Origin of the sequence: Pseudomonas brassicacearum subsp. brassicacearum (genome assembly GCF_008801605.1) — a bacterium.
Classification (GTDB): Bacteria; Pseudomonadota; Gammaproteobacteria; order Pseudomonadales; family Pseudomonadaceae; genus Aquipseudomonas; species Aquipseudomonas brassicacearum.
In genome coordinates this window covers 150,477-175,314 of record NZ_VZPJ01000002.1, presented here as the reverse complement: position 1 = coordinate 175,314, position 24,838 = coordinate 150,477, and the positions used below count along the sequence as shown (strand labels likewise).

21 protein-coding genes are annotated in these 24,838 nt (G+C 58.5%); 12 read left to right on the top strand and 9 right to left on the bottom strand.

Annotated elements, in window-relative coordinates; translation table 11 throughout:
* Positions 1 to 100 precede the first annotated feature (100 nt).
* The 5 genes from dnaA (at position 101) to gabP (ending at position 8,014) form a co-directional block, all read left to right on the top strand.
* Entirely contained in the window at positions 101 to 1,627 is a 1,527-nt protein-coding gene (gene dnaA, locus F7R20_RS06590) for a chromosomal replication initiator protein DnaA (RefSeq protein ID WP_003196144.1), read from the top strand.
* A 39-nt stretch (positions 1,628 to 1,666) separates the two neighbouring features.
* Positions 1,667 to 2,770 carry a DNA polymerase III subunit beta gene (gene dnaN, locus F7R20_RS06585; RefSeq protein ID WP_003196145.1) on the top strand — a complete coding sequence of 368 codons (1,104 nt, stop codon included), beginning with the start codon at positions 1,667 to 1,669 and terminating at the stop codon, positions 2,768 to 2,770.
* Positions 2,771 to 2,790: 20 nt separating this feature from the next.
* Positions 2,791 to 3,894, top strand: coding sequence for a DNA replication/repair protein RecF (gene recF, locus F7R20_RS06580; protein WP_003196148.1), 1,104 nt, complete (start codon positions 2,791 to 2,793; stop codon positions 3,892 to 3,894).
* Between the two features lie 5 nt (positions 3,895 to 3,899).
* Positions 3,900 to 6,317 (top strand): DNA topoisomerase (ATP-hydrolyzing) subunit B, encoded by a 2,418-nt coding sequence (gene gyrB, locus F7R20_RS06575; RefSeq protein WP_027912872.1) that lies wholly within the window; start codon positions 3,900 to 3,902, stop codon positions 6,315 to 6,317.
* Positions 6,318 to 6,619: 302 nt separating this feature from the next.
* Complete coding sequence (gabP, locus tag F7R20_RS06570; protein WP_003196152.1) at positions 6,620 to 8,014, top strand: GABA permease; 1,395 nt, start codon at positions 6,620 to 6,622, stop codon at positions 8,012 to 8,014.
* A gap of 65 nt (positions 8,015 to 8,079) precedes the next feature.
* Here gabP and F7R20_RS06565 read toward each other — a convergent pair whose 3' ends face one another.
* Complete coding sequence (locus tag F7R20_RS06565) at positions 8,080 to 8,814, bottom strand: response regulator transcription factor (RefSeq protein ID WP_003196155.1); 735 nt, start codon at positions 8,812 to 8,814, stop codon at positions 8,080 to 8,082.
* A gap of 222 nt (positions 8,815 to 9,036) precedes the next feature.
* Here F7R20_RS06565 and F7R20_RS06560 point away from each other — a divergent pair, with 222 nt between their 5' ends.
* On the top strand, positions 9,037 to 10,554 hold the full coding sequence (locus F7R20_RS06560; RefSeq protein WP_003196157.1) for a sensor histidine kinase: 1,518 nt from the start codon (positions 9,037 to 9,039) through the stop codon (positions 10,552 to 10,554).
* Positions 10,555 to 10,731: 177 nt separating this feature from the next.
* Here the strand turns inward: F7R20_RS06560 and F7R20_RS06555 are convergent, their stop codons facing one another.
* The 4 genes from F7R20_RS06555 to glyQ form a co-directional block, all read right to left on the bottom strand.
* Positions 10,732 to 11,511, bottom strand: a complete 780-nt coding sequence (locus F7R20_RS06555) for a lysophospholipid acyltransferase family protein (RefSeq protein WP_003196158.1) — start codon at positions 11,509 to 11,511, stop codon at positions 10,732 to 10,734.
* Between the two features lie 80 nt (positions 11,512 to 11,591).
* Positions 11,592 to 12,131 carry a D-glycero-beta-D-manno-heptose 1,7-bisphosphate 7-phosphatase gene (gmhB, locus tag F7R20_RS06550; protein ID WP_161796653.1) on the bottom strand — a complete coding sequence of 180 codons (540 nt, stop codon included), beginning with the start codon at positions 12,129 to 12,131 and terminating at the stop codon, positions 11,592 to 11,594.
* Between the two features lie 4 nt (positions 12,132 to 12,135).
* Complete coding sequence (gene glyS / locus F7R20_RS06545) at positions 12,136 to 14,187, bottom strand: glycine--tRNA ligase subunit beta (protein ID WP_003196162.1); 2,052 nt, start codon at positions 14,185 to 14,187, stop codon at positions 12,136 to 12,138.
* Complete coding sequence (gene glyQ / locus F7R20_RS06540) at positions 14,184 to 15,137, bottom strand: glycine--tRNA ligase subunit alpha (RefSeq protein WP_003177094.1); 954 nt, start codon at positions 15,135 to 15,137, stop codon at positions 14,184 to 14,186. Before glyQ ends, glyS begins: the two co-directional genes overlap by 4 nt.
* An 81-nt stretch (positions 15,138 to 15,218) precedes the next feature.
* Between glyQ and F7R20_RS06535 the strand changes: the two genes are divergently transcribed.
* The 3 genes from F7R20_RS06535 (at position 15,219) to F7R20_RS06525 (ending at position 18,040) form a co-directional block, all read left to right on the top strand.
* Positions 15,219 to 15,776, top strand: a complete 558-nt coding sequence (locus F7R20_RS06535) for a DNA-3-methyladenine glycosylase I (protein ID WP_003196165.1) — start codon at positions 15,219 to 15,221, stop codon at positions 15,774 to 15,776.
* Between the two features lie 43 nt (positions 15,777 to 15,819).
* On the top strand, positions 15,820 to 16,707 hold the full coding sequence (locus tag F7R20_RS06530; protein WP_003196168.1) for a lysophospholipid acyltransferase: 888 nt from the start codon (positions 15,820 to 15,822) through the stop codon (positions 16,705 to 16,707).
* A gap of 283 nt (positions 16,708 to 16,990) precedes the next feature.
* A complete protein-coding gene (locus tag F7R20_RS06525; RefSeq protein WP_003196171.1) occupies positions 16,991 to 18,040 on the top strand; it encodes an NAD(P)/FAD-dependent oxidoreductase in 1,050 nt (349 codons plus the stop codon).
* Positions 18,041 to 18,062: 22 nt separating this feature from the next.
* Here the strand turns inward: F7R20_RS06525 and F7R20_RS32255 are convergent, their stop codons facing one another.
* Positions 18,063 to 18,287, bottom strand: coding sequence for a helix-turn-helix domain-containing protein (locus F7R20_RS32255; RefSeq protein WP_149632578.1), 225 nt, complete (start codon positions 18,285 to 18,287; stop codon positions 18,063 to 18,065).
* 754 nt (positions 18,288 to 19,041) lie between these two features.
* Between F7R20_RS32255 and F7R20_RS06510 the strand changes: the two genes are divergently transcribed.
* The 3 genes from F7R20_RS06510 (at position 19,042) to F7R20_RS06500 (ending at position 22,080) form a co-directional block, all read left to right on the top strand.
* A complete protein-coding gene (locus tag F7R20_RS06510; protein ID WP_028237747.1) occupies positions 19,042 to 20,598 on the top strand; it encodes a methyl-accepting chemotaxis protein in 1,557 nt (518 codons plus the stop codon).
* Positions 20,599 to 20,773: 175 nt separating this feature from the next.
* Positions 20,774 to 21,127, top strand: coding sequence for a VOC family protein (locus tag F7R20_RS06505; RefSeq protein WP_003196176.1), 354 nt, complete (start codon positions 20,774 to 20,776; stop codon positions 21,125 to 21,127).
* A gap of 164 nt (positions 21,128 to 21,291) precedes the next feature.
* Positions 21,292 to 22,080 (top strand): SDR family NAD(P)-dependent oxidoreductase, encoded by a 789-nt coding sequence (locus F7R20_RS06500; RefSeq protein ID WP_003196178.1) that lies wholly within the window; start codon positions 21,292 to 21,294, stop codon positions 22,078 to 22,080.
* A gap of 116 nt (positions 22,081 to 22,196) precedes the next feature.
* Here F7R20_RS06500 and F7R20_RS06495 read toward each other — a convergent pair whose 3' ends face one another.
* The 3 genes from F7R20_RS06495 to F7R20_RS06485 form a co-directional block, all read right to left on the bottom strand.
* Entirely contained in the window at positions 22,197 to 22,487 is a 291-nt protein-coding gene (locus tag F7R20_RS06495; RefSeq protein ID WP_003196180.1) for a hypothetical protein, read from the bottom strand.
* Between the two features lie 33 nt (positions 22,488 to 22,520).
* Complete coding sequence (locus tag F7R20_RS06490; protein ID WP_003196182.1) at positions 22,521 to 22,940, bottom strand: organic hydroperoxide resistance protein; 420 nt, start codon at positions 22,938 to 22,940, stop codon at positions 22,521 to 22,523.
* Positions 22,941 to 23,442: 502 nt separating this feature from the next.
* Entirely contained in the window at positions 23,443 to 24,567 is a 1,125-nt protein-coding gene (locus tag F7R20_RS06485; protein WP_003196184.1) for a GGDEF domain-containing protein, read from the bottom strand.
* Positions 24,568 to 24,838: the final 271 nt, after the last annotated feature.

Here is a 24,838-nt window from a genome sequence, read left to right as displayed (position 1 = left end):
ATCATGGGCGATCAGCAAGCTGCATGTGGATAAGTGGGCGTCTGATCGCTACAATGGCCGCTTGTTTTTGCCTCACCGGCTTTCAACTTAGGGGATATCCGTGTCAGTGGAACTTTGGCAGCAGTGCGTGGAGCTTTTGCGCGATGAGCTGCCTGCCCAACAATTCAACACTTGGATCCGTCCACTACAGGTCGAAGCCGAAGGCGACGAGTTGCGTGTCTATGCACCGAACCGTTTCGTTCTCGACTGGGTCAACGAAAAGTACCTGGGCCGGGTCATGGAACTGCTCGACGAGCATGGCAATGGCATGGCGCCTGCGTTGTCCTTATTAATAGGCAGCAAGCGCAGCTCGGCACCGCGCGCCGCACCCAACGCGCCGCTGGCCGCCGCGGCGTCACAGGCCCAGCAGGCTGCAACGGCACCGGTTAACAACCATGCTGCCCCGGCACCCGCGCCCGCCCCGAGCAAACGCAACGCACAAAAGGTCGCCGAGGTCAGCGAAGAACCCTCCCGGGACAGCTTCGACCCGATGGCCGGTGCCAGCTCCCAGCAGGCGCCAGTGCGGGCCGAACAGCGCACCGTCCAGGTCGAAGGTGCGCTCAAGCACACCAGCTACCTGAACCGGACCTTTACCTTCGAGAATTTCGTCGAAGGTAAATCCAACCAACTGGCCCGCGCGGCAGCCTGGCAGGTCGCGGATAATCCCAAGCACGGCTACAACCCGCTGTTCCTTTATGGTGGCGTAGGCTTGGGTAAGACCCACTTGATGCACGCGGTGGGCAACCATCTATTAAAGAAGAACCCGAATGCCAAGGTCGTGTACCTGCATTCCGAGCGTTTCGTGGCCGACATGGTCAAGGCGCTGCAGCTGAACGCGATCAACGAGTTCAAGCGTTTCTACCGTTCGGTGGACGCCTTGCTGATCGACGATATTCAGTTCTTCGCCCGCAAGGAGCGTTCCCAGGAAGAGTTTTTCCACACCTTCAACGCGTTGCTTGAAGGCGGGCAGCAGGTCATTCTCACCAGTGACCGCTACCCGAAAGAAATCGAAGGCCTTGAAGAACGCCTCAAGTCGCGTTTCGGCTGGGGCTTGACGGTGGCCGTCGAGCCGCCCGAGCTGGAAACCCGGGTCGCGATCCTGATGAAGAAAGCCGACCAGGCCAAGGTCGAGCTGCCTCACGACGCCGCGTTCTTCATCGCTCAGCGTATTCGCTCCAACGTGCGTGAGCTCGAAGGTGCCCTCAAGCGGGTGATCGCTCACTCGCACTTCATGGGTCGCGACATTACCATCGAGTTGATTCGCGAATCCTTGAAGGATCTGTTGGCACTTCAGGACAAATTGGTTTCTGTGGATAACATTCAGCGAACCGTTGCGGAATACTACAAAATCAAGATTTCCGACCTGCTGTCCAAACGCCGTTCGCGTTCGGTAGCACGTCCGCGTCAGGTGGCGATGGCCCTGTCCAAGGAACTGACCAACCACAGCCTGCCGGAAATCGGCGATGTGTTTGGCGGACGCGACCATACCACCGTGCTGCACGCCTGCCGCAAGATCAACGAACTTAAGGAATCCGACGCGGACATCCGCGAGGACTACAAGAACCTGCTGCGTACACTGACCACTTGATGACCACCAGCGCAGCTTATTAAGGCAAGGGACTAGACCATGCATTTCACCATTCAACGCGAAGCCCTGTTGAAACCCCTGCAACTGGTCGCAGGCGTCGTCGAACGCCGCCAGACCTTGCCGGTACTTTCCAACGTGCTGCTGGTTGTCGAAGGCCAGCAACTGTCGCTGACCGGTACCGACCTGGAAGTCGAGCTGGTCGGTCGTGTGCAACTTGAAGAACCGGCCGATCCGGGTTCCATCACCGTGCCGGCGCGCAAGCTGATGGACATCTGCAAGAGCCTGCCCAACGACGCGCTGATCGACATCAAGGTCGATGAGCAGAAGCTCGTGGTCAAGGCCGGTCGCAGCCGTTTCACCTTGTCCACGCTGCCAGCCAACGATTTCCCGACTGTGGAAGAAGGCCCGGGTTCGCTGACCTGCAGCCTGGACCAGAGCAAATTGCGTCGCCTGATCGAACGCACCAGTTTCGCCATGGCCCAGCAGGACGTGCGTTATTACCTCAACGGCATGCTCCTGGAAGTGTCGGCTGGCGTCATCCGCGCCGTCGCCACCGACGGCCACCGCCTGGCCATGTGCTCGATGCAGGCCGATATTGGTCAGCCGGATCGCCACCAGGTGATCGTGCCGCGCAAAGGTATCCTAGAGTTGGCCCGCCTGCTGACCGAGCCGGACGGCAACGTCAGCATCGTGCTGGGCCAGCACCACATCCGCGCCACCACCGGCGAGTTCACCTTCACGTCGAAGCTGGTAGACGGCAAATTCCCTGACTACGAGCGCGTGCTGCCAAAAGGTGGCGACAAGCTGGTCCTGGGCGATCGCCAGGCGCTGCGCGAAGCTTTCAGCCGTACCGCGATTCTCTCCAACGAGAAGTACCGTGGCATCCGCCTGCAACTGGCCAATGGTCAGCTGAAGATCCAGGCGAACAACCCGGAGCAGGAAGAAGCGGAAGAAGAAGTAGGCGTTGAGTACAACGGCGGCTCCCTGGAAATCGGCTTCAACGTCAGCTACCTGCTCGACGTGCTTGGCGTGATGACCACCGAGCAAGTGCGTCTGATCCTGTCCGACTCCAACAGCAGTGCGCTGGTGCAAGAGTCCGATAACGACGATTCGGCTTACGTTGTCATGCCGATGCGTCTGTAATCATGCCCAGCAGAAGCTAGATGTCCTTAAGTCGCGTCTCGGTCACCGCGGTGCGCAATCTGCACCCGGTGACCTTCTCCCCCTCCCCCCGCATCAATATCCTTTACGGCGCCAACGGCAGCGGCAAAACCAGCGTCCTGGAAGCCGTGCACCTGCTCGGGCTTGCCCGTTCGTTTCGCAGCACCCGCCTATTACCAGTCATCCAGTACGATCAACTGGCATGCACCGTGTTCGGGCAGGTGGAACTGGCAGAAGGCGGCCATAGTGCCCTGGGGATATCGCGGGACCGGCAAGGCGAGTTCCAGATCCGCATCGATGGGCAGAACGCCCGTAGCGCGGCACAGCTGGCCGAGATCCTGCCATTGCAGTTGATCAACCCGGACAGCTTCCGTCTGTTGGAGGGGGCACCGAAGATTCGTCGGCAATTTCTCGATTGGGGCGTGTTCCACGTGGAACCGCGTTTCATGACGACTTGGCAACGCCTGCAGAAGGCGCTGCGCCAGCGAAACTCTTGGCTGCGACATGGTACACTTGACGCCGTTTCGCAAGCGGTTTGGGACAGGGAACTGTGCCAGGCCAGCGCTGAAATCGATGAATACCGCCGCGCTTACATCAAAGCCTTGAAACCGGTCTTCGAGCAGACCTTGAGCGAGCTGGTTGAGCTTGAGGGCCTGACGCTCAGCTATTACCGAGGCTGGGACAAGGACCGGGAACTGAGCACCGTGTTGGCTGGCTCGCTGCAGCGGGACCAGCAGATGGGCCATACCCAGGCCGGACCACAACGTGCTGACTTGCGTCTCAGATTGGGCGCACATAACGCCGCGGACATCTTGTCCCGGGGGCAGCAGAAGTTGGTGGTGTGTGCCTTGCGCATAGCCCAGGGGCATCTGGTCAGCCAGGCCCGCCGTGGTCAGTGTATTTATCTGGTGGATGACTTGCCGTCCGAGCTGGACGAAGCCCACCGCCGCGCGCTATGCCGCTTGCTGGAAGACTTACGCTGCCAGGTGTTCATCACCTGTGTAGACCACGAATTATTGAGGGAAGGCTGGCAGACGGAAACGCCAGTCGCTCTGTTCCACGTGGAACAGGGCCGTATCACCCAGACCCACGACCATCGGGAGTGAAGGCATTGAGCGAAGAAAATACGTACGACTCAACGAGCATTAAAGTGCTGAAAGGCCTGGATGCCGTACGCAAACGTCCCGGTATGTACATTGGTGACACCGACGATGGTAGCGGCCTGCACCACATGGTGTTCGAGGTGGTCGACAACTCCATCGACGAAGCCCTCGCCGGCCATTGCGACGACATCAGCATCATCATCCACCCGGATGAGTCCATCACCGTTCGCGACAACGGCCGTGGCATCCCGGTAGACGTGCATAAAGAGGAAGGCGTTTCCGCCGCCGAGGTCATCATGACCGTCCTCCACGCAGGCGGTAAGTTCGACGACAACTCCTACAAGGTATCCGGCGGTCTGCACGGCGTAGGTGTATCGGTAGTGAACGCGCTGTCCGAACAACTGGTCCTGACCGTTCGCCGCAGCGGCAAGATCTGGGAGCAGACCTACATCCACGGCGTGCCCCAGGCACCGATGGCGATCGTTGGCGACAGCGAAAGCACAGGCACCCAGATCCACTTCAAGGCTTCGAGCGAAACCTTCAAGAACATCCACTTCAGCTGGGACATCCTGGCCAAGCGGATTCGTGAACTGTCCTTCCTCAACTCCGGTGTCGGCATCGTCCTCAAGGACGAGCGCAGCGGCAAGGAAGAGCTGTTCAAGTACGAAGGCGGCCTGCGTGCGTTCGTTGAGTACCTGAACACCAACAAGACCCCGGTCAACCAGGTGTTCCATTTCAACGTCCAGCGTGAAGACGGCATCGGCGTGGAAATCGCCCTGCAGTGGAACGACAGCTTCAACGAGAACCTGTTGTGCTTCACCAACAACATCCCGCAGCGCGACGGCGGCACCCACCTGGTGGGCTTCCGTTCGGCGCTGACCCGCAACTTGAACAACTACATCGAACAGGAAGGCCTGGCGAAGAAGCATAAAGTCGCCACCACCGGTGACGATGCCCGTGAAGGCCTGACCGCGATTATCTCGGTGAAGGTGCCGGATCCGAAGTTCAGCTCCCAGACCAAGGACAAGCTGGTGTCTTCCGAAGTGAAGACCGCAGTTGAACAGGAGATGGGCAAGTACTTCTCCGACTTCCTGCTGGAAAACCCGAACGAAGCCAAGCTGGTGGTCGGCAAGATGATCGACGCCGCCCGTGCCCGTGAAGCGGCGCGCAAGGCCCGTGAGATGACCCGCCGCAAAGGCGCGCTGGACATCGCCGGCTTGCCGGGCAAACTGGCCGACTGCCAGGAAAAGGACCCTGCCCTGTCCGAGCTGTATCTGGTGGAAGGTGACTCTGCTGGCGGTTCCGCCAAGCAGGGTCGCAACCGCCGCACCCAGGCCATCCTGCCGCTCAAGGGCAAGATCCTGAACGTCGAGAAGGCGCGCTTCGACAAGATGATTTCCTCCCAGGAAGTCGGCACCTTGATCACGGCGTTGGGCTGCGGTATTGGCCGCGAAGAGTACAACATCGACAAGCTGCGCTATCACAACATCATCATCATGACCGATGCTGACGTCGACGGTTCGCACATCCGTACGCTGCTGCTGACATTCTTCTTCCGTCAGTTGCCGGAGTTGATCGAGCGCGGCTACATCTACATCGCCCAGCCGCCGCTGTACAAGGTCAAGAAAGGCAAGCAAGAGCAATACATCAAAGACGACGACGCCATGGAAGAGTACATGACGCAGTCGGCCCTGGAAGACGCGAGCCTGCACCTGAACGAAGATGCCCCAGGCATTTCCGGTGAAGCCCTTGAGCGCCTGGTGAATGACTTCCGCCTGGTGATGAAGACCCTCAAGCGTCTGTCGCGCCTGTACCCACAGGAACTGACCGAGCACTTCATCTACCTGCCAGCCGTGAGCCTGGAGCAACTGTCCGATCACGCAGCGATGCAGGATTGGCTGGCCCAGTACGAAGTGCGCTTGCGCACTGTCGAGAAATCCGGCCTGGTCTACAAAGCCAGCCTGCGTGAAGACCGTGAACGTAACGTCTGGCTGCCGGAGGTCGAACTGATCTCCCACGGCCTGTCGAACTACGTCACCTTCAACCGCGACTTCTTCGGCAGCAACGACTACAAGACCGTCGTATCCCTCGGCGCGCAACTGAGCACGCTGCTGGACGAAGGTGCGTACATCCAACGTGGTGAACGCAAGAAGGCCGTGACCGAGTTCAAGGAAGCCCTTGAGTGGCTGATGGCCGAAAGCACCAAGCGCCACACCATCCAGCGATACAAAGGTCTTGGCGAGATGAACCCGGATCAGCTGTGGGAAACCACCATGGATCCAGGCTCGCGCCGGATGCTGAAAGTCACCATCGAAGACGCCATTGGCGCGGACCAGATCTTCAACACCCTGATGGGTGATGCGGTCGAGCCTCGTCGTGACTTCATCGAGAGCAATGCGTTGGCGGTATCCAACCTGGATTTCTGATCCCTTCAGCAGCACCGCTCCAAAAAAAAGCCAACGCTTATGCGTTGGCTTTTTTTTACGTTTGAAAAACGTGCACCCTTTTCAGGCCTGTGGATAAAAAACGGGGTAACTCGGTAACACCTTGGCACAAAGCCTTCATGCTCAATAGGTTAGGAATTGGGTGAGAGCCCCGGATAACGGGGCCTCAGATTTTCTGGCGCAGAACTTGCGTGTTAAATAAATTACACATCGTTTCTTTAAATTGACAGGGGAACGGTGGGTACGAGGTGACACGAATAAATCCAACACCAAGGGTAGTCTCAATGAGCGGTACGCAAACTTCCAATCATCTGGAGCAAGGGCTCAAACCCCGGCATGTGACGATGCTATCCATCGCCGGCGTCATCGGCGCTGGCCTTTTCGTTGGCTCCGGCCACGCTATCGCAGCGGCCGGTCCAGCCGTGCTGCTGGCTTACGCTGCCGCGGGTGCCCTGGTGGTACTGGTGATGCGGATGCTGGGTGAAATGGCGGTGGCATCGCCGGACACCGGTTCCTTCTCGACCTATGCTGACCGTGCGATTGGTCATTGGGCCGGTTTCACCATCGGCTGGCTCTACTGGTGGTTCTGGGTCCTGGTGATTCCGCTGGAGGCCAACGCCGCCGCGACGATCCTGCATGCCTGGTTTCCGAACGTGGCAATCTGGGCCTTCACCTTGGTCATTACCCTGCTGCTGACGGTCACCAACCTGTTCAGCGTGAAGAATTACGGGGAATTCGAATTCTGGTTCGCCCTGGTCAAGGTGGTGGCGATCATCGGCTTCATTGGCCTGGGTGCGATGGCGATCTTCGGCTTGCTGCCCACCAGCCAGGTCAGCGGTGTTTCGCACCTGTTCGACACCCAGGGCTTCCTGCCCAACGGTATGGGCGCGGTGTTGGGGGCAATCCTGACCACCATGTTTTCGTTCATGGGCACCGAGATCGTGACCATTGCGGCGGCCGAATCGAAGAACCCGGGCCAGCAGATTTCCAAGGCGACCAACTCGGTCATCTGGCGGATTGGCTTGTTCTATCTCGTCTCCATCTTCATCGTCGTCGCCCTGGTGCCGTGGAACGATCCGATCCTGGCCAGCGTCGGTTCCTACCAGACGGTGCTGGAGCGCATGGGCATCCCCAATGCCAAACTGATCGTCGATATCGTCGTCCTGGTGGCGGTCACGAGCTGCCTGAACTCGGCGCTGTATACGGCTTCGCGGATGATGTTCTCGTTGGGCAAGCGTGGTGATGCGCCGGCCGTTTCCCAGCGCACCAACAAGAGCGGTACGCCTTACTGGGCGGTGATGCTGTCGACCGGGGCGGCCTTCCTCGCCGTGTTCGCCAACTATGTGGCTCCGGCCGCCGTGTTCGAATTCCTGCTGGCCAGCTCCGGCGCCATTGCGTTGCTGGTGTACCTGGTCATCGCGATTTCGCAACTGCGCATGCGCAAACAGCGCATGGCGCGTGGTGAGAAAGTCGCCTTCAGCATGTGGCTGTTCCCCGGCCTGACCTACGCGGTGATCGTCTTCATCGTGGGAGCCTTGACCATCATGCTGTTCCAGGAAGCCCACCGCGTGGAAATCCTCGCGACCGGTCTGCTCAGCGTACTGGTCGTCGCGTCCGGGTTGCTGGTGCAGCGCCGTCGGATCGCCAAGGCAGGAAAAGGGCTACAGATGGCCAGGTGAGCTGATCACCCTGGGTTCATCCGCTCCAACGAAAAAGGCCAACGTTCATGCGTTGGCCTTTTTTGCTAACTCGCGACAGACGCTTCGCTTCCCGCAGCCACACTCTCCAACCGATACCCATACCCATAAATAGTCAGCAATTGCCAACCCCGATCTGCCGTCAGGCCGAGCTTGTTGCGCAGGCGATAGATATGGGTGTCGAGCGGGCGGGACGAGGTCATTTCCTCGTGGGTCCAGAAGCGTTCGTAGAAATACTCCCGAGACAGCGGCCGGCCCAGGTTGGCGAACAGGCACCGGGCCAGGCGGTATTCCCGCTCGGTCAGGCTGATGGGAATGCCGGCGCGGGTGATGGTCAGCTCGGCGTCGTCGAACGCCAGGTCGTTGAACACCAGCACGTCGCTGGCGGGCGCGCGCTGCAGGTTGTGACGGCGCAGCACAGCGGTGACCCGGGCCTTGAGCTCGTTGGGCCGGAAGGGTTTGCTCACATAGTCGTCGGCGCCGGCGTTGAGGGCCTGGACGATGTCGTGCTCGCCGTCGCGGCTGGTCAGCATGATGGCGGCCGGTGGCGAATCCATGTGCTCGCGGGTCCAGCGCAGCAATGAAAGCCCGCTGATGTCGGGCAATTGCCAGTCGAGGATCAACAGGTCGAAGGTTTCCCGGCGCAGTTGCCGCAACAAGTCCTCGCCTCGCTCAAAGCTGTGCAGGGTCCAGCCTTGCTCGCCCCTGCCGGGGATTTGTTGCAGGGTCTGTTCTACCCGGCGCAGCTCGGCCGGTTCATCGTCCAGTATGGCGACACGCATGGAATGCGATTCCTTGATCTCGAGAGTAACGGACATCTTCAGGTGGCAATGAAACGCAGCCGAGGCTGATTTGTTGTCATTGACCTGTCGCTGGCTGCGACAATACCGGCTCGCGGCACAGAGGGAAAGGCAGCAGCGCGCCACCCATCGAGTCCCGTTATAGTCGTGGGCTTTGCAGGCCTGTGAAAAAATCCCCAGTTCTTGAGTTTGGCCAGGAGGCCTATGAGTAACCAACGTCGGCGTGAAAGTCGTGAGCCAACCCAGGTCCAGCGGTTGTTTCGTCAGTTGGTGCGGGAGTGGCTGTGGATAAGTCTGTTGCTGTTGCCGCTGACGGCCTTGCTGTCACTGAGCAGCCAATCGACGGGTAACCATCCAGGCGCTGTGTTGTTGTCGGTGTGTTTGGTGGCCTGTGTATTGGGCTTGTTGCTGTTGCGCCCGCGCCTGGCCCTGTGGACAACAGTGGGCGGCATGAGCCTGGCCCTGTTGATCAGTGCCATGCTGGGCGCGCGAGGCTGGTGGTGGTCGCCCATGGCAAGTGTGCTGGGCATTATGTTCGGCTACCTGATCTGGAACTGGCGGCGCCTGAGCGTGGTGTTGGCCTATTTCGGCTGGGAGCTGGCACGCCTGGACGCGGAGCCCAAGGTTTTCCCGGAACGTCGCCGCGCCTCCTACACCGGCAGTGACCGCTTGCAGGGTCAGATCATGGCCCTGGAACAAGCCATGAGTCGAACCCGCGACACCCGGCGTTTCATTGCCGATGGCCTGGAATACCTGCCGGTGGCGACCATGATCAGTGATCCTCAAGGCAAGCTGTTGCTTGGCAATCGCAAGGCGCGCGAGCTGTTCGGTCATGGCCTGGCGGGCGGCGACGTGCTGGAGCATCTCGGGCAATTGGGTTATCCAGGGTTGGAGCATGGGGGCCATCACCGGTTATCCACATTGCCCTTGGTGGAGTTTCGCGACATTCGCGAGCGCAGCTTGCGCCTGGAACGGGCGGCGTTGTTGCCGGTTGATGGCGACGCGCCGATTGGCTGGTTGTTGAGCCTCACGGACCTGAGCGCCGAACGTGAGGCTGAAGAACAGCGCAGCGTCATGCTGCGTTTTCTCTCCCACGACTTGCGCGCCCCGCACTCGGCGATCCTTGCATTGCTCGATGTGCAACGGCATCAGGTCGGTGGGGACAATCCGCTGTTCGACCAGATCGAGCGCCAGGTACGTCGCGCCCTGGACCTGACCGAGGGCTTCGTGCAATTGGCCAAGGCCGAATCCGAGGCGTATCAATTCCAGCCGACGCTGTTCGCCATGCTGGTGCTGGATGTACTCGACCAGGCGCTGCCCATCGCCCAGGCAAAACGCATCCAGTTGATTCATGAAATAGCGGATGAAGAGGCGATGGTGAGGGCGGATCAACCGTTGCTGACCCGTGCTCTGTTCAATCTGCTGGAAAATGCCATCAAGTACAGCGCGCCCGACGCCTGCATTTCGCTGCAGGTTCATTGCACCCCGGGCTGGTTGATCTGCAATGTCGCCGACCAGGGCAAAGGCATCAGCGCCGAAGAACTACCCGACCTGTTCAGTCAGTACCGACGGTTTTCCTCGGCTCACGGGGTCGATGGAATTGGCTTGGGGCTGTCGATGGTCAAGGCCGTGGTTGACCATCACGAGGGGAAAATCGAGTGCCGTAGCGTGGTGGGTAAAGGCACGACGTTTAGCCTGCGCTTTCCGTTATTGGCAGATTGAAAAGATCGCGGCCTTCGGCTGTAGGAGCTGCCGAAGGCCGCGATCTTTTGGTGCTATAAAAAACTTATGCACCTAATCGCGGGTTTTATGTGTTTAGGAAATATGTATTAAAAACATAGACCTACAGCATAAAAGCAACGGATTTCGAAAAAACGGTACACAGGTTATCCACAGATCTCAAACAGCGAGCTGGTCGGAGGTGGCCGGTGTTGTCGGGGTCGGAGGCAGCGAGCCCATTTCCCGTTGTGTCTGTTCATTCCAGGCTTGTACGCGGTCATTGAGCTCGGCGATGGCACGGGGCCCAGTGCCTTCGGCATACATCGGCGCGCCAATCACCACGGTGATGACGCCCGGTTTCCTGATCCAGCCAGCCTTGGGCCAGAATTTGCCGGCATTGTGTGCAATCGGCAGCACGGGAAGATCGGCGTTCACGGCCAATGCCGAACCGCTGCGGGAGAATTTGCCGACAGTTCCATAAGGAACACGGGTGCCCTCGGGGAAGATCAGCACCCAAACGTTATCCTTGAGCAGTTCGTCGCCCTTCTTCGCGACCTGCTTGAGGGCCGCCTTGGGGTTGTCGCGATCGATGGCGATCGGGCGCAGCATCGCCATGGCCCAGCCGAAGAACGGCACGAACAACAGTTCACGCTTGAGCACTTGGCTCAACGGTTCGAAATAGGCCGAGAGAAAGAACGTCTCCCAGGTGCTCTGGTGGTTGGATTGGATCACGCAGGGCCGGTCAGGCACGTTCTCGGCACCTTTGATTTCATAGCTGATGCCAAGAAACACCTTGCTCAACCACAGCGCGCAGCGGCACCAGTACACATTGATGAAACGGTAGCGCGCCTTGAACGGCAAGAAAGGCGCGATGAAAAAACTCAGGGAGCACCACAGCAAGGAACTGGTGCCCAACAGCAGGTAAAAGAGAAAGGCTCTGATGGCCTGCAATATCGACATAGCGGCATTTACCGTTGCGGGCAATGCCCGCCTGTTCAAGCGCTTCCCGAACAATCCTTGATCAGGTTGTCTTGGGAGCTCTAATTGTGGATAAGTTCAGCGGCAATCGCCGCCAAGTCGTCAAAAATCAAGGTGCCTACCGGTAGGGTCTTGCCCAGAGTCTTTTCGCCTTTCCCGGTCTTTACCAAAACTGGCTGACAATCGACGGCCTTGGCCGCCTCCAGGTCACCGAGGCTGTCGCCGACGAACCACACACCCGCCAGCGCCACGCCATAATGCGCGGCAATGGTTTTCAACATGCCCGGCTTGGGCTTGCGGCAATCGCAACCTTCGTCCGGCCCGTGGGGGCAATAGACGATCAGCCCGACTTCCCCGCCCTGCTCCGCCACCAATGCACGCAGGTGCTCGTGCATGGCTTCGAGCACGGCGAGGTCATAATAACCGCGGGCAATGCCCGACTGGTTGGTGGCAACCGCCACCGTCCAGCCGGCCTTGCTCAACTGCGCGATGGCTTCGATCGAACCGGGTAGCGGCAACCACTCCTCCACCGATTTGATGTAAGCGTCGGAGTCGTGATTGATCACCCCGTCCCGATCGAGAATCAGCAGTTTCAACAGCAGCTCCTCAACCCAGCACGGAAATATCGGCAATATTGAGGAACAGGCTGCGCAGGCGTGCCAGCAATGCATAACGATTCTTGCGAACGTCTTCGTTGTCCGCATTCACCATCACGGCTTCAAAGAACGCATCGACCGGCTCGCGCAGTGCCGCCAGGCGCGCCAGTGCCTCGGCATAATCGCGTTTTTCCATGAGCGGTTGCACCGACGCATACGCCTGTTGAATCGCCGAGTTGAGCGAAAACTCGGCGGCATTATCAAAGTAGCGTGCTTCAACGGCTTTGACGGAAGGCTCGGCCTTGCTCAGCAGGTTCGACACACGCTTGTTCACCGACGCCAGCGCTGCCGCTTCCGGTAATTTGCGGAACGCCTGCACCGCTTGTACGCGCTGGTCGAAGTCCAGGGCCGAACCTGGTTTCAGGGCTCGCACCGACAGGTAGGTCGCGACTTCGACACCTTCGTCTTCATAACGCGCACGCAGGCGGTCGAAGATAAATTCCAGCACCGCATCGGCCAGGCCGGCAGACTTGACCTTGCTGCCGAACGCGTTGACGGCGAACGCCACGGCGTCGTTCAGGTCCAGGTCCAACTGCTTGTCGATCAGGATCCGCAACACGCCCAGCGCCGCACGACGCAAGGCATAAGGGTCTTTGCTGCCGGTGGGCAGCATGCCGATACCGAAGATGCCGACCAGGGTGTCGAGCTTGTCGGCGATCGCCACGGCCGCACCGGTCAGGGTGGTCGGCAGCTCTGCGCCAGCACCGCGCGGCATGTACTGCTCGTTCAGTGCCAGGGCCACGTCTTGCGGCTCGCCATCGTTGAGGGCGTAGTAGTAACCGGCGACGCCTTGCATCTCCGGGAACTCACCGACCATCTCGGTGGACAGGTCGCACTTGGACAGGATGCCGGCACGGGCCGCGCGCTGGGCGTCACCGCCGATGCGTGGAGCGATGAACGCCGCCAGTTTCGACACGCGCTCGGCCTTGTCGTAGACGCTGCCGAGTTTTTCCTGGAACACCACGTTGCGCAGGCGCTCGTTGAAGCTTTCCAGGGGCTGCTTCTTGTCTTGCTTGAAGAAGAACTCGGCATCGGTCAGGCGCGGGCGAACGACTTTTTCGTTACCGGCGATGATCTGCTGCGGGTCCTTGCTTTCGATGTTGGCGACCGTGATGAAGCGCGGCAGCAACTTGCCTTCGGCGTCCAGCAGGCAGAAGTACTTCTGGTTGTCCTGCATGGTGGTGATCAAGGCTTCCTGCGGCACTTCAAGGAAACGTTCCTCGAACGAGCACACCAGCGGCACCGGCCATTCCACCAGCGCGGTCACTTCGTCCAGCAGGTTGGCCGGCACGATGGCGGTGCCTTCCTGCAGGGTGGCCAGCTCTTCGGTGCGCTTGCTGATCAACTCGCGGCGCTCGTTGGCGTCGGCCAGCACGTAGGCGGCACGCAGGTCGGCCAGGTAGTTGGCCGGCGAGGTGATGCGCACGCTCTGTGGATGATGGAAGCGGTGACCGCGGGAATCGCGACCGGCCTTCTGGGCCAGGATCGTGCAGTCGATGACCTGGTCACCGAGCAACATCACCAGCCATTGGGTCGGGCGCACGAACTCTTCCTTGCGCGCGGCCCAGCGCATGCGCTTGGGGATCGGCAAGTCATTGAGGGAATCTTCGACGATGGTCGGCAACAGGCTGGCGGTCGGCTTGCCCTTGATGCTTTGGCTATAGCGCAGCTTCGGGCCGCTCTGGTCGATTTCGCTCAGGTCCACGCCGCACTTCTTGGCGAAGCCCAGGGCAGCTTGGGTCGGGTTGCCGTCGGCATCGAACGCGGCCTGGCGTGGCGGGCCGTCGAGGTTGATGCTGCGGTCCGGCTGCTGGGTCGCCAGTGCGGTGATCAGCACGGCCAGGCGGCGCGGCGCGGCGTACACCTGTTTGGCTTCGTAGCCCAGGCCGGCGGCTTGCAGGCCTTTGTCGATACCGGCCAGGAACGCATCGGCCAGGGTGTTCAGGGCTTTGGGTGGCAGTTCTTCGGTGCCCAGTTCAACCAGAAAATCTTGAGCACTCATTGTGCAGCCTCCAGCTTAGCCAACACTTCATCACGCAGGTCCGGGGTCGCCATCGGGAAGCCCAGCTTGGCACGGGCCAGCAGGTAGGCTTGCGCAACGGAACGCGCCAGGGTGCGCACACGCAGGATGTATTGCTGGCGCGCGGTCACGGAAATCGCCCGGCGTGCATCCAGCAGGTTGAAGGTATGGGACGCCTTCAACACCATTTCATAGCTCGGCAACGGCAGCGGCTGGTCCAGCTCGATCAGGCGCTTGGCTTCGCTTTCATAGAAATCGAACAGTTCGAACAGCTTCTCGACGTTGGCGTGTTCGAAGTTGTAGGTCGACTGTTCCACTTCGTTCTGGTGGAACACGTCGCCGTAGGTCACTTTGCCGAACGGGCCGTCGGCCCACACCAGGTCGTAGACCGAATCCACGCCCTGCAGGTACATGGCCAAGCGTTCCAGACCGTAGGTGATTTCGCCGGTGACCGGGTAGCACTCGATGCCACCCGCCTGCTGGAAGTAGGTGAACTGGGTCACTTCCATGCCGTTGAGCCAGACTTCCCAGCCCAGGCCCCAGGCGCCCAGGGTTGGCGATTCCCAGTTGTCTTCGACGAAACGAATGTCATGCACCAGCGGGTCGAGGCCCACGTGCTTGAGCGAGCCCAGATACAGTTCCTGGAAGTTTTCCGGGTTCGGCTTCAGCACGACCTGGAACTGATAGTAGTGCTGCAGACGGTTCGGGTTTTCGCCGTAGCGGCCGTCAGTCGGGCGGCGGCTGGGCTGCACATAAGCGGCGTTCCAGGTTTCCGGGCCGATGGCACGCAGAAACGTGGCAGTGTGGAAAGTGCCGGCGCCTACTTCCATATCGTAGGGCTGAAGTACCACGCAACCTTGCTCGGCCCAGTATTGCTGGAGGGCGAGGATCAAGTCTTGGAAGGTACGCACGGCTGGCGTAGGCTGGCTCACGAAATTCACCTGTTTCTTGGGCTGCGATTTAAAGAGCGGGAGTATACCCGATTCGTTCGTGCGCACGCCCCCTGGAGCCTTATGCCACGCTGCTTTTGGTGTTCTGACGATCCGTTGTACATGGCTTATCACGATCAGGAGTGGGGCACGCCGCTGCGCGATGCGCAGGGTTTGTTCGAGTTGCTTTTGCTCGAAGGGTTCCAGGCCGGGTTGTCCTGGATCACCGTTTTGCGCAAACGCGAGCGTTACCGGGAGGTGCTGTACGGCTTCGATGTACAGCGGGTAGCGCAGATGAGCGACGCCGAAATCGATGAACTGATGCTCGACCCCGGCATCATCCGCAACCGCCTCAAGCTCAAGGCCGCCCGCCGCAACGCCCAGGCCTGGCTGGCGTTGGAAGACCCGGTGACGTTCCTCTGGTCGTTCGTGGGCGACAAACCCATCATCAACCATTTCAAGGACCGCACCGAAGTGCCGGCCATCACGCCCGAGGCGCTGGCGATGAGCAAAGGCCTGAAGAAAGCTGGATTTACTTTCGTCGGACCGACCATTTGTTATGCGCTGATGCAGGCCTCGGGCATGGTCATGGACCACACCCAGGATTGCGACCGCTACGCCGAGTTGGTAAACGGCGGTTAGAATAGCCGGCTCGCAACACGGCCCATACATTCAGGAGTGACCTGTGGATAAGTTGAAAGGCGCCTTGCTGGTCGGCGCTCTGCGGTTGTTTGCGCTGCTGCCCTGGCGGGCGGTGCAAGCGGTGGGCTCGGCCATTGGCTGGTTCATGTGGAAGCTGCCCAACCGCTCCCGCGACGTGGTGCGGATCAACCTCGCCAAGTGTTTTCCCGAGATGGACCCGGCCGAGCGCGAACGCCTCGTTGGCCAGAGCCTCAAGGACATCGGCAAATCCCTGACCGAAAGCGCCTGCGCCTGGATCTGGCCGGCCCAACGCTCCATCGACCTGGTGCGTGAAGTCGAAGGCCTGGAGGTGCTGAAAGAAGCGCTGGCCTCCGGCAAGGGCGTGGTCGGCATCACCAGCCATTTGGGCAACTGGGAAGTGCTCAACCACTTCTATTGCAGCCAGTGCAAACCGATCATTTTCTACCGTCCGCCCAAGCTCAAGGCGGTGGATGAATTGCTGCGCAAACAGCGCGTGCAACTGGGCAACAAAGTCGCAGCATCCACCAAGGAAGGCATCCTCAGCGTCATCAAGGAAGTGCGCAAGGGCGGCCAGGTGGGCATCCCTGCCGACCCGGAACCGGCCGAATCCGCCGGTATCTTCGTGCCCTTCTTCGCCACCCAGGCCCTGACCAGCAAGTTCGTACCGAACATGCTCGCCGGCGGCAAAGCGGTCGGCGTCTTCCTCCACGCCCTGCGCCTGCCGGACGGCTCCGGCTACAAAGTCATCCTCGAAGCCGCGCCGGAGGCCATGTACAGCACCGACACCGAAACGGCCTGCGCCGCCATGAGCCAAGTGGTGGAGCGCTACGTACGGGCCTACCCGAGCCAGTACATGTGGAGCATGAAACGCTTCAAGAAACGCCCGCCGGGCGAGGCGCGGTGGTACTGAAGGCCTGTTGCTTGGGTGTGGTGAATGCTTGATCGTAAACACCCAAGAACCCCTGTGGGGGCCGAGCGGCACATTCAACATCGATGCAAGCAGACCCACCGCCATCGCGAGCGAGCTCGGCTCCCACAGGGATTTGTGATGAATGCGATATCTGTGAGCAATCCGGAACAACTGTGGGAGCCGAGCTTGCTCGCGATAGCGGCCTGACAGGCGCCGCATATTGAACTGCTAGCAGCCCCAACCGGGCTAACGTATTCCCCCAGGCAAACCCGACGGAGACCGAATGGATAACGCTCCCGGCAAACGCGTCATCGTCATCGGTGCGGGCATCGTAGGCGCATCCCTGGCCTACCATCTGGCGACCAAAGGCGCGAAAGTCACGGTGGTCGAGGCCGAAGGCATCGCGTCAGGCGTGACCGGCAGCTCATTCGCCTGGATCAACACCTCCCATGGCGAACCCGACCCCATTGCGCCATTGCGCGGTGCTGCCATCCAGGAATACCGCCGACTCGAAACGCAACTGCCCGGCCTGAAGATCCGCTGGACTGGCGCCCTATCTTACGGCCCGAGTTCAACAGCGTCGGCAAGCCGGATATCCCAATCACAGATCCGTGAACTTGAGCCAAACCTCAAGAATCCTCCTCAACAAGCTTCGTATGCGGCGGAAGAAGGAGCGCTGGACGCCGTAGCAGCAACCCATGCGCTGATCGCCGGCGCCCAGGCCAACGGCGCGAAAGTGCTCACTCAAACGCCGGTTCTCGGCTTTAAAACCCAGGGTTCCAGCGTGTGGGGCGTTGAAACCACCACGGGCGTCATTGAAGCCGATATCGTCGTATTGGCAGCCGGCACAGGCATCACGAAGCTGGCCGACCTGCTTGAAGTCTGCCTGCCCATCGACGCCTCCCCGGCAATTTTCATCCGCTACACCTCGCCACCCAACCTGGTACGCAGCCTCATCTCCAGCCCTGAAATGGAAGTGAGGCAAACCCCAGAGGGTGCGTTGCTGGCGGCCGAAGACTACCTGGACGACGCCTTGGAAAACCAACCGTCGGAGATCGCGCTGCGCACCGCCAACGCCATAAAAAGCGAGCTTCACGGCGTTGTCTCCCTGGATCTGCAATCGGCTCGTGTCGGATACAGACCAATGCCTGCCGATGACATCCCCATCATTGGTTATCTTCCGCAGGTTGGCGGTGTATACGTGTGCGTCATGCACCCCGGCGTAACCCTGGCCGCGATCGTGGGTCGTCTTGCCAGTGAAGAGATCGTCGGCGACAAGGCTTGCTCGGCCCTCAACCCCTGTCGTCCGGATCGATTTTTCCAAGCTTGGTGAGGGTTGAATGGCCTAAGTTCGCTTACTCCCAAATCAGCCAAGGACGCGTCAAATTCCTGAAAGCGTTGACCAAAACCTTTCGTTCATTAGACTGGGCATCGTTGATGTACTTTAATTCGCGTTCAATTTGACTAACGTAAGTTCGGGGTATTCCCGCTATAGCTGCTAGCTCTTCTTGTGAAAGATTAATAGGTTTTGTTGACGACCCGACCTTGAATACAGGCCCGTCATACCCACCCCTCACCATAAAGCAGTCAGTAATTAAAGCGTCATAAACCCAATGAATAACTACTGCCAAGAGCAGTCTATTTCTGCGCTGTCTTGCTAGCCATAAGTCGAATACAGCCTTCATGAACTGAGCCTTATAGTGCGCGACGCAAAAACAATCTCGACCTTGAATTGATCCTGGATAGTTTAGATGTCGCTAAAAAGAGTTAAGGCTAAAGCGCTTCCAATCACTGAGGAGTTGTTGCAACTACTACGGGCCACGCAACACGCTCAGACCGTATGGAGCGTCACCGTCAATGATATTGACGCGTCATGTGATGAGGTATGGCTTGCTCGGATGTGGGAGGTCGAGGGCCTCGAAGTCCGATACAGAGCCTGCCAAGACCGGCTGTTTCTTTATCTAAAGCAAGTCATCCAGATCTGAATCTTCCGTTACACACTGTACGGTTTCCAGTGCTCGCAACATAGGTGCGGGTCCACCAGAATTGAACGATCGTGAACATTCGACTAAAGAACTAGACAGTTTTTTGGTGTTTGAAAACTACCCCTTAGTTTCGAAATAGACCACTCTTGAAACGCCGACAGGCTGGGCGCTGTATCCTTTCAGCCATGCTTTAGCCCAATAGCCCTGGATATCACTATATTTTCTACATTTGAGGACGAGTTGTGCTCCAGAGCACTTCGGTTGCCACTCTAAAAACTAAAGCATTCAGGTACATGGTCGACACTCAGGACGCCATTTCCAATCCATCTGAGTTACAAATGGAGTCTTTATGTTTGACTGGATCAGCAACATCCGTGTCAGCGCGAAATTAAGCTTGGGCTTCGGCCTGGTACTAGGGCTTGCGTTGTTACTCGCTTCCACGGGTTGGTACGCCATTGCGACGTTGACCGACCGCGGCGTTAAAATCGAAAAAATTGCTCAAATCAGCGATTACACCAAAGACCTGCGAATCAGTCGTTTACGTCTAGGTGCAAACCCTCAACCAGATGCCTATCAACCGCTGCAGAAAATTCTGGACAATCTGGCAGCCCATCTGCAAAGCATCAGGGACCAGTTCACTTCCCCGATTGACCAAGAGCTGATTCAACAACAGAACACATCCGTCAGAGAATACGGACAACTGCTGCTTGATCTGGCCAAACCCAATGCCGACCAAGTGTCCATCTATAAACGTATGGGGCAACTGGGTGATCTGTTGCTTGATACGACGCAAAAGCTCATTGACTCGCAAAATACCAAGCGCGATGCCGACGCCGCGTCTGCCAAGGTTCTGCTGAGTCTTGTCGCTGCCTTGACGTTGCTACTGGGTGCACTCGCAGCGTGGATCATTACCCAACAAATCGTTAACCCACTGCAGTACACGCTACAGGCCGTGAATCGTATTGCCAGGGGGGATTTGAGTGAGCCCGTGCAGGTCAATCGGCGTGATGAGTTGGGTCAGCTGCAATCAGGTCTTCAGCAGATGATGCTCAACCTTCATGAGCTGATCGAGGGCATTCGATCCGGCGTCATTCAGGTTGCCAGTGCCGCCGAACAGCTGTCGGCGGTCACCGAGCAAACCAATGCGGGCGTCAATAATCAAAAAAACGAAACGGATCATGTCGCCACCGCGATGAGCGAAATGACCGCAACGGTGCAAAACGTCGCTCGCAATGCTGAAGAGGCCTCAACTGCCGCGTCCGCCGCGGATCAGCAAGCCTATGAGGGAGAGCGAATCGTGAGCGAGGCCATTGCGCAGATCAAGCGCTTGGCCGAAGAGCTCAATCAGTCGGCTGATGCTGTACGCCATCTCCAGGAACAAAGCGAAAAAATCGGCGGGGTGCTCGATGTGATAAAGGCGGTGGCCCAGCAAACCAATCTGCTGGCGCTGAACGCGGCCATTGAAGCCGCACGCGCCGGCGAGGCTGGCCGTGGCTTTGCGGTGGTAGCAGACGAGGTGCGCAGTCTTGCCTTACGCACCCAGCGTTCCACTGAAGAAATTGAAAGTCTGGTGGCCGGTGTACAGAGTGGTACTCATGCCGTTGCCTCAGGCATGGAAAGCAGCCAGCTGTTGAGCGAAAGCAGCGTGGAATTTACCCATCGTGCGGTAAGCGCCTTGGAAAACATCACGAGTAAAGTATCGATCATTCAAGCCATGAATCAGCAAATCGCCACTGCAGCGGAGCAGCAAAGCGCAGTCGCCGAGGAAATCAACCGCAGTGTCATCAACGTTCGCGACATCTCTGAGCAGACGGCAAGCACTTGCGAGGAAACTGCTTCTTCAAGTACCGAACTCGCACGGCTGGGTCATGAACTGGAAAGGCTGGTAGGACGCTTTAAAGTGTAGACGTGGCAGAGATGGCGCCGTTTTGCACCCGCAATACCTCAGGTATCACGGGTACCGGCGCCAGCTGTGTTCCTTCTCTGCCCTCAACCCCTGCCGTCCGGATCGATTTTTCCAAGCTCGGTGAGAGAGAAATGGCCTAAGCTCGCTTACTCCCAAATCAGCCAAGGAAGCGACAATGGGCATTCAAGGTAAAGACCGTCAGATCGATAACATCGAGTTCAATGTCAGCGACATCGCCCGCAGCAAAGCCTTCTATGCAAGCGTGTTCGGCTGGAGTTTCGTCGACTACGGCCCGACCTATACCGAATTCAGCGACGGTCGCCTGACCGGTGGCTTCACGACTGGCGAACCTGTGCGCCCGGGCGGCCCGTTGATCATCTTGTATGCGGATGACCTTGAGGCTACCCAACTCAGGCTCAAGGCCACAGGAGCGACCATCAGCCGTGAAGTGTTCGCGTTCCCGGGGGGCCGACGTTTCCACTTTATCGATCCGGATGGCTATGAACTGGCCGTGTGGTCGGCTTCCTGATGGTTGATTGATCACGAGGAGGCGCAAAGCCTCAATCGTGTCCATGATTAAGGGCCTGCGATATCGGCGACGTTGGGATGCACAGCCATCTCTAAATCCGTCGGACTACCGTCCAGTCAGAAATATCGCACTTCCTCTGGTTCATTAATCAAGGAGTCCCCCTCATGAACATCGACTTCACCGGCCGTCACGTGTTGGTCACTGGGTCCACCAGCGGTATTGGGTTTGCGACAGCCAAAGGCTTCCTGGAAGCCGGCGCCCAAGTGGTTATCAACGGTCGCAGCGCAAGCAGCGTGGAGGATGCGTTGCAGCGCTTGGGCGCCCTCGCTTCAAGGGCCGATGGCTTTGTTGGCGATCTGAGCAACGCGCCGGGCTGCCAGGCACTGATCGCCAAATACCCACGCTTCGATATCGTCATCAACAACCTGGGCATTTTCAAACTGGAAGACTTTTTCGAGACGCCGGACAGCGAATGGCTGCGCTTCTTTGAAACCAACGTGATGTCCGGCGTGCGTGTTTCCAGGGCCTACGCACCGGGCATGGTCGAGCGCGGTTGGGGGCGGATTGTGTTTGTCTCGTCGGAATCCGGCGTGAACATTCCCGCTGACATGATCCATTACGGCTTCACCAAAACCGCCCAACTCTCAATCGCTCGCGGCCTGGCCAAGCGCCTCGCCGGCACGGGCGTGACGGTGAACTCGGTGCTGCCGGGGCCGACGCTTTCCGAAGGCGTTGCCCAGATGCTCCAGGCAGACGTCGAGCGCACCGGGGACAGCCTGGAAAAGGTCGCGGCAGATTTCGTCAACCAGCACCGCAGCACCTCGATCATCCAGCGCGCGGCGCGCGTCGAGGAAGTCGCCAACATGATCATCTACGCCAGCTCGGAACAGGCCTCGGCCACCACCGGAGCGGCGCTTCGTGTTGATGGTGGGGTGGTGGATAGTATCGTTTAGGATCCTGGGACACGTTGCAAAAAAACGCCGCTTCCTCATGAGAGATAAGCGGCGTTTTTTCTTTTGGAAGCAACATGGGGTGATTCGACCGGTTTTCGGAGCGGTGAAGGGATTGTTCAGCCCACTCTGTTTTCCATCAGGCGATCGGAGCCGCCTTCGGCTACGCGGTTTTCGATGAGTCGATCGGAGCCGCCTTCAGCTACGCGGTTTTCGATGAGTCGATCGGAGCCGCCTTCAGCTACGCGGTTTTCGATGAGTCGATCGGAGCCGCCTTCAGCCACACGGCTTTCGATCAGGCGATCCGAACCTCCCTCGGCGAACGTAGGTTGAACAGAAGAAGTCGCGAACGCATTGCCGAGCGACAGTGCCAGAAGCGAGCCAACAAGAGTTTTGCCGAGAGTGTTCATGTCCTGATCCTTTTTATTCGTAGATGAAGTGAGTTAGACGGTGACGTGCAAACGGACATCGACGTTGCCGCGTGTCGCGTTGGAGTACGGGCAAACCTGGTGAGCCGCATCGACCAGCGCTTGAGCATCGGCTTGATCCAGACCTGGCAAGTTGATGTGCAGGTCGATGTCCAGGCCGAAACCGCCAGGGATCTGGCCGATACCGACATGTGCCGTGATTGAAGCGTCAGCAGGAATGCTGCGTTTGCTTTGGCTGGCGACAAACTTCAATGCGCCAATGAAGCAGGCGGAGTAACCGGCAGCGAACAACTGCTCAGGGTTGGTGGCTTCACCACCGGCGCCGCCCAAGGCTTTTGGAGTAGCCAGTTTCACGTCGAGAATCTTGTCGCTGGAAACAGCACGGCCATCACGGCCACCGGTGGAGGTTGCGACTGCGGTGTAGAGAACGTTCATCGTGTTTCCTCTTTTGCTGATTGGTCTGATCAATGTTTTTTGGTTTGCGCTAAATGTTTGCGCGCTAACCAGTTGCGATAAAGTTAACGGATGAATAATTAGCGCGCAAGATAAATTTTGAGAAAATTGCTAATCCAGAATTAACTAATTGATCTAAAAAGAAATTTATTTTTAGGCCCTGCAATATCGCCAGCCCGCGTGAGCCGCGAGGTGAGCCAAGGGGAAGGAGGTGCTAGGGGGGATCAGCAGGACCAGCGCAATTGCAGGCCTTCAAAGAGAGGGAAATTCATAAGCAGAATGTTGGGTTTCGATCGTCCCAACGCTCTGCGTGGGAACGCCGCCAGGGACGCTCCGCGTTCCGCTTTTGGAAAGTGACGCAGAGCGTCACGGGATGCATACCCACGCAGAGCGAGGGCACGATCAAACGCGGGATCAGGGAAAAGTAAAAAAAACCGCCGAATTGGCGGTTTTTTTGGTTTCGCGCAGGGCAAAGCCAACCCGACTAAGCAACCGCCACTCGATTACGCCCCAACGCCTTCGCTCGATACAGGGCTTTATCCGCATCGTTCATCAAGCTGTGAAGATCCTTATTACAAGCCTCCGTCGATGCGACGCCAAGGCTGGCTGAGATATGGTGAACAGGCTCGATCGTCAAACCTGCAATCGTATCGATGAGCCGTTCTGCAATCTGGGTAGCAACCTCAATGGAAGTGTCCGGGAGCAGAATGGCGAACTCTTCGCCCCCGAGCCGACCGTGGATATCGGTTGCCCGAAACGACGAACTGATGACCGTCCCCATCTGGCGCAAAACCTGATCGCCGACCTGATGGCCGTAGGTGTCGTTGATGTGCTTGAAGTGATCCATGTCCAACATGACCGCGCACAACCCTTGCCGCTTGGCCTTGCACTCGTTGTAAAGCTGCTGGGCATGCTCGAAAAATGCCCGTCGACTCTTCAGGCCGGTCAGTTCATCGGTTTGTGCGGCGCGGGTTGAAATGCTGTTCGCCTGTTCCATTTCACGGGTGAGTCGAAAGGCGATTTCCAGTGCCTGAGACATTTTGTGCGTGGCGCGGGCCGCAAATGCCGTGAATACCAAAATCGAAAGGGCCATGCCGACTTGGATCGGGGACGGTTGAAACAGCAGCCAGATCGTGCACGGCAACAACACCACGCCGATGGAAACCAGTGTCATATCGCGATAGGCCGAGTAGCAGGACACCGCACTGACGGACATCCCGACCGTAAAAAGCATGACCAACGCCTGCGACAACAAATCGTCCGCCGGCATGAGCACAAACGCCCCACCGCCCCAGATGCTGGCTGACAGCACCAGCGTGACCCAGTATTTGCGTTCCCAATGTTGAGGCGTGCGCTGACTTTCGTCGCTGCGGAAATAGGCAACGAACATCGCGATACGCACCAGCGTCGATGCGGTCAGGATGGCCAGCCACCAAAAAATAGCGCTGTGCTCAAAACGATCCCAACACAGCCAGCTCAGCATGATGGCAGCCAGGTAACTACCCAAAACCGCAGAAACGGATTGGCGAAACAGTTGCTGCAATCGGTCAGTTCGAACCTGCTCGGCTATTACAAAATCCTGGCCATTGCGCAATCTTGGGCCATACATTTGAACCACCTGGTTATGACGCAACAAAAAAACGATTGTGGCACCCTGCCACCAATGCAAACAACTGAATTACTGTGAAGATGAGATTTAGCGAAACATCTCGCTGTCCCGCCCGCTGGGATCTTCGCCTCGCTGGCGTAACTCCCCGAGCCTGAAGAGTGTGTGGCCTGCACCAGGCATGAAAAAAGGGGCAAGGGCGAGTTGAGTCGTTGTTGGCGAATCGGGTGTTGAATAGCGTTGAGCCGCGATAGCGGGTGAACCCGCCAAAGAA

Coding starts and splice junctions, on each gene's coding strand:
- F7R20_RS06510 (WP_028237747.1), top strand. CDS start 19,042: ATGTTTGACTGGATCAGCAACATCCGTGTCAGCGCGAAATTAAGCTTG.
- F7R20_RS06490 (WP_003196182.1), bottom strand. CDS start 22,940: ATGAACGTTCTCTACACCGCAGTCGCAACCTCCACCGGTGGCCGTGAT.
- F7R20_RS06560 (WP_003196157.1), top strand. CDS start 9,037: ATGAGTAACCAACGTCGGCGTGAAAGTCGTGAGCCAACCCAGGTCCAG.
- F7R20_RS06525 (WP_003196171.1), top strand. CDS start 16,991: ATGGATAACGCTCCCGGCAAACGCGTCATCGTCATCGGTGCGGGCATC.
- dnaN (WP_003196145.1), top strand. CDS start 1,667: ATGCATTTCACCATTCAACGCGAAGCCCTGTTGAAACCCCTGCAACTG.
- gabP (WP_003196152.1), top strand. CDS start 6,620: ATGAGCGGTACGCAAACTTCCAATCATCTGGAGCAAGGGCTCAAACCC.
- F7R20_RS32255 (WP_149632578.1), bottom strand. CDS start 18,287: ATGGTGAGGGGTGGGTATGACGGGCCTGTATTCAAGGTCGGGTCGTCA.
- F7R20_RS06495 (WP_003196180.1), bottom strand. CDS start 22,487: ATGAACACTCTCGGCAAAACTCTTGTTGGCTCGCTTCTGGCACTGTCG.
- F7R20_RS06535 (WP_003196165.1), top strand. CDS start 15,219: ATGCCACGCTGCTTTTGGTGTTCTGACGATCCGTTGTACATGGCTTAT.
- F7R20_RS06485 (WP_003196184.1), bottom strand. CDS start 24,567: ATGTATGGCCCAAGATTGCGCAATGGCCAGGATTTTGTAATAGCCGAG.
- F7R20_RS06555 (WP_003196158.1), bottom strand. CDS start 11,511: ATGTCGATATTGCAGGCCATCAGAGCCTTTCTCTTTTACCTGCTGTTG.
- F7R20_RS06505 (WP_003196176.1), top strand. CDS start 20,774: ATGGGCATTCAAGGTAAAGACCGTCAGATCGATAACATCGAGTTCAAT.
- recF (WP_003196148.1), top strand. CDS start 2,791: ATGTCCTTAAGTCGCGTCTCGGTCACCGCGGTGCGCAATCTGCACCCG.
- F7R20_RS06500 (WP_003196178.1), top strand. CDS start 21,292: ATGAACATCGACTTCACCGGCCGTCACGTGTTGGTCACTGGGTCCACC.
- F7R20_RS06565 (WP_003196155.1), bottom strand. CDS start 8,814: ATGCGTGTCGCCATACTGGACGATGAACCGGCCGAGCTGCGCCGGGTA.
- glyS (WP_003196162.1), bottom strand. CDS start 14,187: ATGAGTGCTCAAGATTTTCTGGTTGAACTGGGCACCGAAGAACTGCCA.